This is a genomic window from Flavobacterium sp. FlaQc-49 (genome assembly GCF_044005985.1).
GTDB classification, from domain to species: Bacteria; Bacteroidota; Bacteroidia; order Flavobacteriales; family Flavobacteriaceae; genus Flavobacterium; species Flavobacterium cupriresistens.
This window is the reverse complement of record NZ_JBIPCS010000009.1, coordinates 52289-64953: the sequence shown is the minus strand read 5'-3', so window position 1 is coordinate 64953 and position 12665 is coordinate 52289. Positions and strand designations below refer to the sequence as shown.

General features: G+C 34.6%; 12 protein-coding genes and 1 pseudogene. 6 read left to right on the top strand and 7 right to left on the bottom strand.

The window, feature by feature from the left end:
- Positions 1–277 precede the first annotated feature (277 nt).
- The 3 genes from ACHRV3_RS17690 to ACHRV3_RS17680 are packed head-to-tail and all read right to left on the bottom strand — an operon-like array spanning position 278 to position 3271.
- Complete coding sequence (locus ACHRV3_RS17690; RefSeq protein WP_047779045.1) at positions 278–910, bottom strand: response regulator transcription factor; 633 nt, start codon at positions 908–910, stop codon at positions 278–280.
- A gap of 27 nt (positions 911–937) precedes the next feature.
- A complete protein-coding gene (locus tag ACHRV3_RS17685; RefSeq protein ID WP_395436026.1) occupies positions 938–2773 on the bottom strand; it encodes a tetratricopeptide repeat protein in 1836 nt (611 codons plus the stop codon).
- Positions 2774–2794: 21 nt separating this feature from the next.
- Positions 2795–3271: a hypothetical protein gene (locus ACHRV3_RS17680; RefSeq protein WP_395436024.1), complete on the bottom strand. Its 477-nt coding sequence runs from the start codon at positions 3269–3271 to the stop codon at positions 2795–2797.
- Positions 3272–3647: 376 nt separating this feature from the next.
- On the opposite strand from ACHRV3_RS17680, the gene ACHRV3_RS17675 reads away from it, so the two are divergent.
- Complete coding sequence (locus ACHRV3_RS17675; protein ID WP_395436023.1) at positions 3648–4178, top strand: AidA/PixA family protein; 531 nt, start codon at positions 3648–3650, stop codon at positions 4176–4178.
- A 346-nt stretch (positions 4179–4524) separates the two neighbouring features.
- Here ACHRV3_RS17675 and ACHRV3_RS17670 read toward each other — a convergent pair whose 3' ends face one another.
- The 3 genes from ACHRV3_RS17670 to ACHRV3_RS17660 form a co-directional block, all read right to left on the bottom strand.
- The gene (locus ACHRV3_RS17670; RefSeq protein ID WP_395436022.1) at positions 4525–4812 is read right to left on the bottom strand and encodes a hypothetical protein; all 288 of its coding nucleotides are present in this window, start codon (positions 4810–4812) and stop codon (positions 4525–4527) included.
- Positions 4813–4999: 187 nt separating this feature from the next.
- The gene (locus ACHRV3_RS17665) at positions 5000–5695 is read right to left on the bottom strand and encodes an SIMPL domain-containing protein (RefSeq protein WP_047779040.1); all 696 of its coding nucleotides are present in this window, start codon (positions 5693–5695) and stop codon (positions 5000–5002) included.
- A gap of 52 nt (positions 5696–5747) precedes the next feature.
- Positions 5748–6386, bottom strand: a complete 639-nt coding sequence (locus tag ACHRV3_RS17660; protein ID WP_047779039.1) for a rhomboid family intramembrane serine protease — start codon at positions 6384–6386, stop codon at positions 5748–5750.
- 112 nt (positions 6387–6498) lie between these two features.
- Between ACHRV3_RS17660 and ACHRV3_RS17655 the strand changes: the two genes are divergently transcribed.
- From ACHRV3_RS17655 to ACHRV3_RS17645, 3 genes and pseudogenes are all read left to right on the top strand, one after another.
- A complete protein-coding gene (locus ACHRV3_RS17655) occupies positions 6499–7374 on the top strand; it encodes a lysophospholipid acyltransferase family protein (protein ID WP_395427635.1) in 876 nt (291 codons plus the stop codon).
- A 298-nt stretch (positions 7375–7672) separates the two neighbouring features.
- Positions 7673–8410 (top strand): hypothetical protein, encoded by a 738-nt coding sequence (locus tag ACHRV3_RS17650; RefSeq protein ID WP_395436021.1) that lies wholly within the window; start codon positions 7673–7675, stop codon positions 8408–8410.
- 95 nt (positions 8411–8505) lie between these two features.
- Positions 8506–8601 (top strand): annotated as a pseudogene (locus tag ACHRV3_RS17645) (transcriptional regulator); the annotation flags it as partial.
- A 172-nt stretch (positions 8602–8773) separates the two neighbouring features.
- On the opposite strand, the gene glmM reads toward ACHRV3_RS17645, so the two are convergent.
- A complete protein-coding gene (gene glmM / locus ACHRV3_RS17640; protein WP_395436020.1) occupies positions 8774–10162 on the bottom strand; it encodes a phosphoglucosamine mutase in 1389 nt (462 codons plus the stop codon).
- 207 nt (positions 10163–10369) lie between these two features.
- Between glmM and ACHRV3_RS17635 the strand changes: the two genes are divergently transcribed.
- Positions 10370–10954, top strand: coding sequence for an ACP phosphodiesterase (locus ACHRV3_RS17635; RefSeq protein ID WP_230002392.1), 585 nt, complete (start codon positions 10370–10372; stop codon positions 10952–10954).
- Positions 10951–12636, top strand: a complete 1686-nt coding sequence (gene ggt, locus ACHRV3_RS17630; RefSeq protein WP_395436019.1) for a gamma-glutamyltransferase — start codon at positions 10951–10953, stop codon at positions 12634–12636. Before ACHRV3_RS17635 ends, ggt begins: the two co-directional genes overlap by 4 nt.
- Positions 12637–12665 lie beyond the last annotated feature (29 nt).

Sequence of the window (12665 nt, the reverse complement as noted above, 5' to 3'; positions counted from 1 at the left end):
ATATGAAAATTATGTAGTCAATTTACAGCATAATTTGAACCTATTTGTTTCAGGATTAACCCTCTTATTCTTTCTTACTGTATGTACGATTTCGATTCCACTCAATCTTCGTTTGGCAGATTCAAAATTTTTGACACCTAAGCCATTCTAATTGACTTAAAAAAGAATTAAGTTTAAAAGTTGTGGGTTTTCTTAGCATAAGCAAAAGAAACTCCTTGAACATAGAACAGACTCATTTACAACTTAAAACACATGAGGTATCTTAAGAGAAATCCTCTCAGATAATGCCTTTTTCAATGGCCAATTTAATGAGTTCAGGCGAAGTTTTTACCTGTAGTTTGTGCATGATATTCCTACGGTGTGTTTTTACGGTATGTTCGCTGATAAAAAGGATACCGGATATGGCTTTGGTGTTCATTCCGTCGGCAACGCATTTTATGATTTCTTTTTCGCGTTCCGAAAGCTCCTGCATGTTGTTCTTATTTAAGTTTTTTCCACGAAAATAATTAAACAGTTGCTCGTTGATTTTACTGTGAAAATAATTCTTGCGCTGACTAGTATCAATAATCGCCTGTACAAGCTCGGCTTTTGAAGCATCTTTTAGAATATAACCCTGGGCGCCTTTTTCGAGTGCGCTCTTAATTTGTTTCATGGATTGGTGCATGGTCAGCATTAATATTGGCACATCATACCCCTTACTTTTTAATAATTCCATGCTGGCAATTCCGTCCAGTATTGGCATGTCTATATCCATCAGGATGGTGTCAATTGTCATCGTATCCAGGATAGATGGAATGGTATTTCCGTTTTTTGTATGCTCGACTATTTCAATACCATCTTCCGGTTTGAACATCGATTTTACGCCTTCGGCAAACAGATGGTGGTCGTCTACTATCAATACTTTAATCATAATCCGTAATTGTTCAGTTAGGTGATACTAAAAAGGCAAATCAATATTTACAGTAGTTCCGCTTGCCGGATTGCTATCAAATTTAATGTCTCCCTGCAAATTGAAAATTATTTCTTTAAGGGTTTTGAGTCCCATTCCGGAAATGTCTTTTGATTTTTCTGTTACATTAAATCCTTTTCCATTGTCTTGTACAAGTATATTAATGAGGTTTTCATCATCGAAACAAGTCAGTAATATGGATAGTTTTGTGGCTGCTGCATGTTTCAATACATTGCTCACGAGTTCCTGCACGATGCGATATACAATTATTTCATTCTCAGAACTCATTTGTTCCTGGCACATGGCAGCTTTAAACTCTACTTCAAGGCCGTTGACTTGTTGTAAATGCGCGGTCAATTCTTTTAAGGCCGGTACCAATCCGAAGTTATCCGAGATTCCCATATTGAGTTCATGCGACAAATTTCGGATATCGGTGCAGGCCTGATCTACCAATATAGTCAGCGTCTGATGGTTGGAAATACTCTTTTCGTCGATTGCATTCAGGTTTACTTTTATGGTAGCCAGCAAACTTCCAAAATGATTGTGCAGTTCCCTTGCAATGCGTTTGCGTTCATTTTCCTGTCCTTGTACCATCGACTGGAGCGTCTTGGTCTCTTGCGTATTTAGCAGTTTTTTTATTTTTTCATCATGCTGATTGCGCTCATTATGGGCCATCAGCCTGGTGTTTTTAAACCGTTGTCGGAAATACAGTAACAACAATATGGCAAAAAGCAACAGAAAAACAGTCACAATAATATAAATCCGGTTGCTAAGTTGTCTTTTTTCCAGCAGTGCGATTTCTTTTTCCTTTTGAGTTACTTCAAAATCGGTACGAAGATTGGCAAGTTGTTTTGTTGCTTCGGTATTTTCGATACTGTCTTTATAAGCAATATATTGGGATTGATATCTAAATGCTTTCGGATAGTCTTTCTCGACCTCGTATAGTTCTGATAAAAGCAAAGCCGCATCCCTAATTTGCTCTTTCAGATCAAGAACTTTCGCCATATTGAGCGCCTTAAGCGTATGATTAATGGCTTTTTCGGTCTGTTTCAGCTCAGAATAAATGCGTCCCAACTGGTTATGATAATCGGCCATACCAAATGTATCACCAAGTAAATCAAGCATTGTAATAGCTTTGAGAAGATCTTTTTCGGCAATAGCATATTTTCCTTGTTTCCAATAAACTAGTGCACGATTCCCTATGGTATAAGCCTTGCCTATTTCAAGATCAATTTCATCAAAAATAGGTGCCGCTTCATTATAAAGCGATAAAGCAGAATCGAGTTCGTTGAGCCTGTAATAACTAAATCCTGTATTGAGAAGGTTGATGGCCAATTGTTCTTTATTTCCATGCAATCGTATAACGGCTATGGCTTTCTTATTATAGACAATTGCATTTTTGAAATCGTTATTGGACATGTAAGTATTGGCTATTTCCAGATAATCACTCGTTAGCAGCTTGTCGTTCTTATACTGTATTGCAAGATCAGCGCTTTTAAAAAGATTCTTTAAAGCCATTTTTAAATTACCCTTTAACCTGTATGCTACACCTATAGATTGATAGGCTTCAATTACATAAGTGAACTGCTTATCTATTGAAGCCATCTCCAACAATTTATTGGCATACAATAATACCTCGTCCGGCGAAGAAGAATGCGCAGCTATCTTAGCATAAATCCCCATTTTGGCCTTCGACGAAAGCGTATCTGTTTTAACCAACAGTAATTTAAGGCTGTCAGCTCTGGCCTGGTTTTGCGCCATGACTCCGTAGCTGATGCCAAACAATAAAAAACAAAAGATAGTCACTATCCTGCCTTTATTCATTTGAATGAAATTTAATAATTATCAGTTGCCTTGGTTTGCTCTCAATACGGGATCAATTAGTATCGGAAGACTCACTGTTTCACCCAAAACATTCTTAAACTCTATAACAGCCAAAAGATCAAAGGCCACGTTGCTATTTTGATTCGCTTTTTTAATATATACATCAAAACTTACCTGCTTATCTGTCAGTGAAGATGTAGTAATTATTTCATTATTATCATTAAGAATCTTAAATTCAGTAAAATATATTTTGTGATACGAATAAAGACGAAGTGGTACAATCGTAAAAAAAATAGTTTCGCCTGTTTCAGTATTGATGCAAAAACTTTTTTCAGCATCACCCATTGCCATTAATCCCTGTTCACAAATAAATGAACTCTCACTGACATTCACTGGTGGAATAGACAAATCAAAATTAAATTCTTTAAAATTAGAACCCGATTCTTTAATAACACGATCTGTATCGATCTGAATAAAAATGTTTCTTGTTTTTTTCATGGCTGATTTATTTTGTAGGTTTATTTTTAACAAATCTAACTAGAAATTTCTTAGGTGTGATACCCCAAAAGAGGTATTTGCCAAAATATAGTACTTATTCGGTAATCTCCGTTACGAAAGCTTTTTTGCTTCACAAATAACGATACTGCTTTTGGTAATCTATTCCGTATTGTATTACTATAAAAAAGTAGCACTTAATTGCCCCGCTACCTACTATGGGGTATTAAAAAAAATCACTCTTTTGGCTTACAAATCAGGCTCATAACTTTCACAACTTTGTCATGTCTTCAAATCACATATATCGATAACTAAGACAAGGCGTAATCTGAAAAGCCTTCAACAGAGTAGGAAAACAAACCATATAAATTAAAAAATCATGGGATTAATTAACATTTTAGTAGCAGTAGACGGAACGCAACTGGCAGAACAAGTTGCTAATGGCAAAATCAAGCCAGGGACCAAAACTTCACCAACTTCATTAGGAGCTTGGTCACAATCAGATGTGTATATTGCAATGATTTCACAACACAATAATGTTGTAAACAACGAAGGACAGTCTGAATTAAAAATTTCGGCGAATTCCGGCGATACCGTTCAGTGGGCAATGACCACATTTGGAAATAACGTAGATAATACCGCATTTTTGTATGCAGGATCATTTAGTCCTTCAGGTGCAATTCTTCCAAGCGGATTACTTTACTTTAATTCACAGACAGCAGAACATCTTCCAAATAACAGCGGTACTTTGCAAGAGTTTACCAACAATGTATATCTTGCTCAAGGTACAGTTATACAGGTTGGTGTAAAAATCCAGTATACCCTCTCATTTCAGTTGGTAAACAATGCTAATGGAAATGTAATAGGTTACTTTTCATGGGATCCATTCATCGATGTAAATCCGGGATAAGAATGCCCCTGAATCCAACCATTCTTATACAAAAAAACTTCAATTAGCACTAGCCAATTGAAGTTTTTGGTATTTAGAACAGGACTTCAACCCGTGCTACATAATATTGTTTATTGAATTTTAAGCCCGTCTGTCTATCCTCTTTCCATCAAATACAATTTCTACTAGTAGCCTCTTAATAAATAGTTGTGCCCAATCTGGGTTACGGTTTTTGAAAATGGATACGGAATATTCATACTAAGCTGTTACAAAACCTTATAACTTTTACAAGAAATTCACATTATTCTAATTCCGAAAATAAGGCAGAACTAGTTTGATTTTAGGTTAATAAAATCAACCATTTGAATTAATTATTTTTCTCAGAAGTACTTTCACTAACCAAACAATCTATTACATCCATCACATTATCTCTGGCAAAACTTACATCATTGTAGTTATTTACTTTTCGATTATCAGATTTGATCTGCTCTAAACGCTCTTTTATGATCTTCAAAATTTCCCAGGTCGAAAATTCTTTAGTATTGGCGCGTCCTTTTAATGTTAGTTTAATCGTTATTTCTTCCTGCTCTGTTCCTCCAAAACCAACAACGTTTTTTCTCTCTATTAATTCTGCTGTTTCTGTGAAAAATTTCATAATTTTTTGCTTTTAGTTGTTATCCTTTTTTCTATGTACACTATAAATTTAGCCTTTATTTTCAACACTATAATTGATAACCCGTTTTTTATCAAAACATTAGTATTAAATTTTAAAACAAAAAAAATCCAAATCCCAATAAATAAAATTGGAATTTGGATTTTAAAATATTGAAATTTAGTCTGATTTAGTCCAGAATAAAACTAACTGTTACGTTTGCTGTAATTTCGATTTCACCAATTGCAAGAGTTTCATTTGAAGCTCCTCCCATTGCATCTGCAGACTCTGACTTTCTCATCGCTGCATACATAGGTTGTGGACGGTAAATTTGTGAATTATCAGAAATTGTAATTGCCTTACCTACTTTTTGACCCAAAACAGATACATAATCTTCTGCTTTTGCTTTAGCATCTTTAATCGCCAATTTTCTAGCTTCTGATTCGTGTTGCGCTAATTTAGAAGATTCAAAAGAAACGTTATCTAAACGATTAATTCCTTGTTGAACCAAACCTTCCATTAACTCATCGTATTTAGACAAATCTTTTAATACAATTTCTACAGTCTGATTGGCATTGTAACTTGTTTTCTTTTTCTCGTAATCGTATTGTGGATTAAGAGCTACTTGTTTTGTTTTGAAATCTGCTGTTGGAATATTCATTTTTTTAATGAATTTTAAAACCGCGTCCATTTTTTCGTCATTTTGCTTTTTGACATCCTTAGCATTATTCCCTTTTGTTTCAACCGTAGCTGAAATACAAACCTGATCGGGTGCTACTTTTACTTTTCCTTCCCCATTTACATTGATTTGAGGAATTTGTTTGGTTTCTTGGCCGTAAGACATAGTCATAAACATAATTGTTAATAATAATACTAGTTTCTTCATTTTCGTGATTTTTAAATTATTTGTTAATTGCTTTTCAAAAGTTGTGCCAGCTTTACAGCTTTCCTAATTTCGCCATTCCAAAAAGTACTATAATCGGAATTGCCAACAAAATAACCATTACAGTATGATCTACTAATAAAGCAGGTTCTTTTATTAAAGTGATTAAATAACCGCCTACTGCACCTCCAAAATGAGCCGTATGTCCGATGTTATCATTCTTGGCTTTCATTCCATAAATTGAATATAATAAATATAAAATTCCAAAAAGATAAGCCGGTACAGGAATCACAAAAAAAATTCCTAACATCATATCCGGCTGTAATAAAATCGCAGAATACAAAACACCCGTTACTGCTCCCGAGGCGCCAACGGCACGGTAACTGTAATCGTTTTTATGAAACAACATGGTAAGTAAACTTCCGAAAATTAAACTTCCAAAATAAACTAAGATAAAAGAAAAATTGCCTAACCAATTTAAAACTACAGGAGCGAAAAACCAAAGTGTAAGCATGTTAAAAATCAAATGCATCATATCGGCATGCAAAAAACCTGATGAAAGCATTCTGATTTGCTCTCCGGAACGAATACTTCCGACGTGAAATTCGTACTTTCTAAAAAATGCAAAATCATTAAACCCCTTGTAACTTATTAGTACGTTGGCAACTATTATCCCAATCAAAATGGTATTCATAAAAAATGTTTATTGTGAAATGTAAATATAATCATTCTTCAACACAAGTGAGTAAGAAACCAAAATATCGGTCGTTATTCATTTTTCTTTTATATTTGTAAAAAAAAATTACATGCAATTCCTCGTTTATATTTTAGCCTATCCTATTCTTTGGCTTATCTCTATACTTCCTTTTCGAATCTTTTATTGGTTTTCTGATTTTGTATTCTTTCTGGTCTATTATGTTTTAGGGTACAGAAGAAAAGTGGTTCGTGAGAATCTGGCTTTAGCATTACCCCATTTAAGTGATGCGGAAAGAAAAGTAATCGAAAAGAAATTTTATCAGCACATGTGTGATATGTTTCTTGAAATGATCAAAACCATGAGCATTTCTCCTGAAGAAATGGAGAAAAGGTTTACCGTAACCAATATGGAGGTCATTAGAGAATATGAAAAAAAGGGCAAAAGTGCCATTTTGGTCACGTCTCATTATGCCAGTTTTGAATGGATTCTGACGATTAACAAAAAATTACTCTTTAAAGGTGTCGGTGTTTATAAAAAAATCGCCAATCCATACTTTGATAAACTGGTTCGAAAAATCAGATCTAAATACGATACTGAATTAGTAGAAACCCGAAAAACAATTCCGCTTATGGCCCAAAACCAGAGAGACGGAATTCTTAGTCTTTACGGTTTGGCAAGTGATCAATCACCAAAATTGGATCGTATTTTTCACTCGAGTTCTTTTATGGGAATCGAGGTTCCTGTTCACACGGGATCAGAAATGCTGGCTAAAAAATACGATTTAAGCGTTATTTTTTTTAAAGTAAAAAAGATAAAACGTGGTTATTATGAAGGTACTTTCATTCCGATCTGCGACAATCCAAGGGATTATGAAGACTTCAAAGTCACAGAAATGTATCTGGAAGAAGTAGAAAAACAAATTCTTGAAGCTCCGGAATATTATTTATGGACACACAAAAGATGGAAACATAAGGTTGAAAAATAATCTCCTATAAAAAAATCCAAAAAACGACATTTGTTTTTTGGATTTTTTTTTTAAAATTTACTGATAGCGAAGAATTTAGATTTAGGAAAAACATTGAAGTCTTAGGTCAATAATTTTAATCACCATGTAAGTAATGTAAGCACATTTGAGTTTTTTCTTTGGCTAGTCCATCCTAAACAACGGAAAGTTTATTGTTTCGATATCTCCACTATTTTTACATGAACCTTTTGCACATAACACTAAAAAAAGTAACAAAAGTTTGATTTTCAATACTAATAGAAGTAAAAACTCTAAACACATGAAAAAACCACTGTTCATTTTACTAGCCATTGTTGGAACCTTTGTTCAACTTCATAGCCAAGAAAAGCCTCTAAGTCCATTAAATAATCCCGCCGACAAAAGTCTTCTCAAGTCTGAAACTTCAGAAATGAATTGGTTTATGCTTAAGGATACTCTTAAAGTACAAATAGGAAGGGTACAAACCCAAATTCAGAAAAAGAAAGAGAAAATCTACATTATCACAACAGTAGATATGAAACAATCAACTACAAAATGGGTTGACAGCACCATTGTTGAAACACAAAACTTTAAACCGGTCTATCATTCCTCCTTTAATCAACAAAGAGACATGGTATTGAAATTTGGAGACAAAATCACGGGATATTACTTAAACAAAAAGACAGGAACTAAAACAAACATTTCTGAGGAAGTAAACAAGCCTTTTTTTGATAGTAATTTCTATCCACAATTGATACGATTACTTCCGTTGAAAGAAGGTTATTCAAACACCATTTCGATTTTTGATTATAATCCTGCAGCTAAAATTGGAGCTATTACCGCAACAATTAAAAATATCCAAGAGACAACTATCACTTTTAAAGGACAGAAAAAACAGGTCTGGAAAGTTGAAACCACTGATGATATTTCAAATAACACTGCTATAAGTACCTATTATATCGAGAAATCGACAAGAGAAATATTGAAACAGGAAATTGATTTTGGTGGTAGAAAAATGTTAATGGAATTGGTAGATTAGGCCTTACTGATTAAAAGGCTTAAACGTAAAGTTCACAAGGCACTACGCAAGGAGCGCAAAGATTTGTTCTCTTTTTTTGAAAAAAAAGGACTTATGAATCTATCGATGAAAATAAAAAACTATACGAACGCTTAGTTCAAGCGGAAAAAGATAAAGTTGAATATTTAGAGAAATTACTAAAAGCCAAATAAACTCTTATAAGGGATATTAATTCAAACTAAAAAGGCTGCCCTTTCGGACAGCCTTTTTGTTGTTTTATTGGGTTTTGTCACAAGGATAAAACTCAAAATTCACAAAGGTTTTTCAGATTTATGCACGTTTATTGTCTTCAAAATCTTATCTCTAAATCTTCAAAAAAAGAAATTAAATCCCTGCAATAGCCTTAATTTCATCAATAATTCGAAGGGCTAAAACGTCTGCTTTTTCCTGAGACGGCGCTTCTGTGTAAATACGAATGATAGGCTCTGTATTTGATTTTCTTAAATGTACCCATTCGGTCGCAAAATCAATTTTTACACCGTCAATTGTTGAAATATCTTCGCTTTTGTATTTTTCTGTCATGGCTACTAAAATCGCATCAACATCAATTTGTGGTGTTAATTCGATTTTATTTTTACTCATGTAATACTCAGGGTACGACGCTCTCAATGCTGAAACTGACATCTTTTTATTTGCCAAATGCGTTAAAAATAAAGCCACACCTACCAAGCTGTCACGCCCGTAATGTGATTCCGGATAGATAATTCCACCGTTACCTTCACCACCGATAATGGCATTGTTTTTCTTCATTAATTCTACTACATTCACCTCACCTACTGCGCTGGCTTCGTAGTTTCCTTTGTGTCCTACTGTTACATCACGCAAAGCACGTGAAGAAGACATATTTGATACTGTATTTCCCGGAGTTTTACTCAATACATAATCTGCACAAGCTACCAATGTATATTCTTCTCCAAACATTTCTCCGTCCTCACAAATAAATGCCAGACGATCCACATCTGGATCAACTACAACTCCTAAATGTGCTTTTTCTTTTACAACCAATTCTGAAATATCGGTTAAATGTTCTTTTAAAGGTTCCGGATTATGAGGGAAATGTCCGTTTGGTTCGCAGTATAATTTTACTACTTCAACGCCCATTAATTCTAATAATTTAGGAATAATAATTCCCCCTGACGAATTTACTCCATCAACAACTACTTTAAATTTAGCCGCTTTTACTGCTTCAACATCAACCAAAGGCAAATTTAAAACCTCGTCGATATGAATATCCATATAAGCATCATTGATCGTAATTTCTCCCAGATTATCCACATCTGAAAAATCGAAAGCTTCTGCCTCGGCAATTTCCAAAATTTTAGCTCCTTCTGCTCCGCTTAAGAATTCTCCTTTTTCATTCAATAATTTCAAGGCATTCCATTGTTTTGGATTGTGAGAAGCCGTCAGGATAATCCCACCGTCTGCTTTTTCCAAAGGCACAGCAACTTCTACAGTTGGCGTAGTGGAAAGTCCAAGGTCAATTACATTAATTCCTAAACCAATTAAGGTATTTACTACGAGATTATGAATCATTGGACCAGAAATTCTGGCGTCACGACCAATTACAACTGTTAATTTTTCTTTTGAAGTATTATTTTTAAGAAAGGTTCCGTAAGCCGAAGCAAACTTTACTGCATCAACAGGAGTCAGGTTGTCTCCCACTTTTCCTCCAATGGTTCCACGTATACCTGAGATAGATTTTATTAAAGTCATTTTTTTGAGATATGGTTATTTATTACAAATATAAAAAAGTTGCCGAGTAACCAAGATGCTTAAGTGCTAAGATTTTAAAATAATATTAAAGTATCCTTACTATTACATACTAAGTTTTATAACAAAATGATTTAAAAAGTTTTTATACATTTACTAAAATAAACGTATCGCTTTCAAAACATCGAAATGATACTAACTCCAAAAAACATGAATTTCCTAGCACACATTTATCTGTCAGGAGACAATGATTTAATAAAAATCGGCAATTTTATGGCCGATGGAATTCGTGGAAAACAATTTGAACATTTTCCGGAGGACGTCCAAAAAGGAATTATCCTGCACCGATCGATTGATACTTATACCGATTCGCATACTGTTTTCAGACAGAGTACCAAAAGGTTACATGACAAATACCACCATTACTCGGGTGTGATTGTAGACATTGTTTACGATCATTTTTTAGCCAAAAACTGGACGAAATATTCAGATGAAAAACTGGAAACTTTCATTAACCGATTTTATCGATCGTTACACGAAAACTATGCTATTCTCACTGAAAAAACGCAGGATTTAATGCCTTATATGATTCAGAGAAACTGGCTTTTAAGTTATCAGACGGTTGAAGGAATCCATCAGATTTTAACCCAAATGGACCGACGGTCAAAAAATGAATCAAAAATGCAGTATGCCAGTGCCGAATTAAAAGAATTTTATACTGAATTCGAGCAGGAATTTACGCTCTTTTTTGAAGATATAAAAGAACATTCAAAACAAAAATTACTCTTATTATGAGAAAAGTTACACTACTGTTTACCTTATTATATATTAGCTGCTCAGCACAACAGACTCCGGCAAAACCAACCGGATTAGTCGTTACCAAAGCAATGGTGGTTTCTGCCCGTGAGGAAGCATCCAAAATAGGTGTTGAAATCATGAAAAAAGGCGGTAATGCTTTTGATGCCATGGTTGGTACAGAATTAGCGCTTGCCGTTGCTTTTCCGTTTGCCGGAAATATCGGCGGCGGCGGGTTTATGGTTTACCGAAAAGCAAATGGCGAAGTCGGATCGTTAGATTATCGTGAAAAAGCGCCATTAGCAGCCACAAAAGATATGTTTCTCGATAAAGACGGAAATGTAATTAAAGGAAAAAGTACGGAAACTGCTCTTGCTATTGGAGTACCGGGTACGGTTGCCGGTGTTTTTGCTGTTCATAAAAAGCTAGGGACACTGCCTATGTCCGAAATTCTAAAACTCGTAATTGCTCTTGCTGAAAAAGGCGTAGTTGTAACTCAAAAACAAGAAAAAAACTTAAAAAATTATCATGAAAGTATTGTCAAAATAAACGGAGAGCAAACACTACTCGCGGGAAATTTCAAGGAGAATGATACTATTAAATATTCCGCTTTGGCGAAAACTTTGAAAAGGATTCAAAAAAATGGAAGAAATGAATTCTATAAAGGAGAAACTGCCAAAATTCTTGTCGATTATCTTCAGAAAAAAGGTGGAATAATCACACTTGAGGATTTGGCGAAATATGAAGCAAAATGGAGAAAACCACTTCAATTTACTTATAAAGATTTAAAGATCACTTCTATGGCACCACCCAGCAGTGGCGGAATTTGTCTGGCACAAATTTTAAAAATGATCGAACCTTATGATTTATCTAAATTAGGACATAATTCTGATGCATCTATTCAAATCATTGTTGAAGCCGAAAGAAGAGCTTATGCAGACAGAAGTCAATACTTGGGTGATCCGGATTTTGTAAAAGTTCCAACAAAAGCTTTAATGGATAGTTCTTACTTAAAAGACAGAATGTCAACTTTTAATCCGGAAAAAGCCAGTTTATCTTCCGAAATAAAAGAGGGAAAAATTACTTATAATGAAAGTACCGAAACGACACATTATTCGATTGTAGATCAATTTGGAAATGCTGTTGCTGCGACTACAACCCTTAACGATGCCTATGGTTCTAAATACTATTGCGATGAATTAGGTTTCTTTTTGAATAATGAAATGGATGATTTCAGTGCTAAACCAGGTTCCCCGAACATGTTTGGTTTGGTGGGAAATGAAGCCAACAGTATTGCACCTCAAAAGCGTATGTTAAGCTCTATGACTCCAACAATTGTTGAGAAAGACGGTAAACTATTTATGGTAGTAGGTACACCAGGCGGGTCTACGATAATAACTTCTGTTTTACAAACCATTCTAAATGTTTACGAATACAACTTAAGCATGCAGGAAGCTGTAAATGCACCTCGTTTTCATCATCAGTGGTTACCTGATCTTATTACTTTTGAACCTGATACTTTCGATACTAAGACCATCGAAAAACTAAAAGCTAAAAACTATCTGATCAACGAAAAATCTACTCCAATTATCGGAAAAGTGGATGCTATTTTGGTATTGCCAAATAAAAATTTAGAAGGTGGCGCTGACTTCCGTGGTGACGATAAAGCAGCCGGGTTTTAATTTAGTTCCCTTTTTTTACTGGTTTTTTA

Bases quoted from the DNA above. Each gene is read 5' to 3' on its own strand.
- ACHRV3_RS17675 (WP_395436023.1), top strand. From the start codon at position 3,648: ATGGGATTAATTAACATTTTAGTAGCAGTAGACGGAACGCAACTGGCA.
- ACHRV3_RS17660 (WP_047779039.1), bottom strand. From the start codon at position 6,386: ATGAATACCATTTTGATTGGGATAATAGTTGCCAACGTACTAATAAGT.
- ACHRV3_RS17670 (WP_395436022.1), bottom strand. From the start codon at position 4,812: ATGAAATTTTTCACAGAAACAGCAGAATTAATAGAGAGAAAAAACGTT.
- glmM (WP_395436020.1), bottom strand. From the start codon at position 10,162: ATGACTTTAATAAAATCTATCTCAGGTATACGTGGAACCATTGGAGGA.
- ACHRV3_RS17685 (WP_395436026.1), bottom strand. From the start codon at position 2,773: ATGAATAAAGGCAGGATAGTGACTATCTTTTGTTTTTTATTGTTTGGC.
- ACHRV3_RS17690 (WP_047779045.1), bottom strand. From the start codon at position 910: ATGATTAAAGTATTGATAGTAGACGACCACCATCTGTTTGCCGAAGGC.
- ACHRV3_RS17650 (WP_395436021.1), top strand. From the start codon at position 7,673: ATGAAAAAACCACTGTTCATTTTACTAGCCATTGTTGGAACCTTTGTT.
- ACHRV3_RS17680 (WP_395436024.1), bottom strand. From the start codon at position 3,271: ATGAAAAAAACAAGAAACATTTTTATTCAGATCGATACAGATCGTGTT.
- ACHRV3_RS17665 (WP_047779040.1), bottom strand. From the start codon at position 5,695: ATGAAGAAACTAGTATTATTATTAACAATTATGTTTATGACTATGTCT.
- ggt (WP_395436019.1), top strand. From the start codon at position 10,951: ATGAGAAAAGTTACACTACTGTTTACCTTATTATATATTAGCTGCTCA.
- ACHRV3_RS17635 (WP_230002392.1), top strand. From the start codon at position 10,370: ATGAATTTCCTAGCACACATTTATCTGTCAGGAGACAATGATTTAATA.
- ACHRV3_RS17655 (WP_395427635.1), top strand. From the start codon at position 6,499: ATGCAATTCCTCGTTTATATTTTAGCCTATCCTATTCTTTGGCTTATC.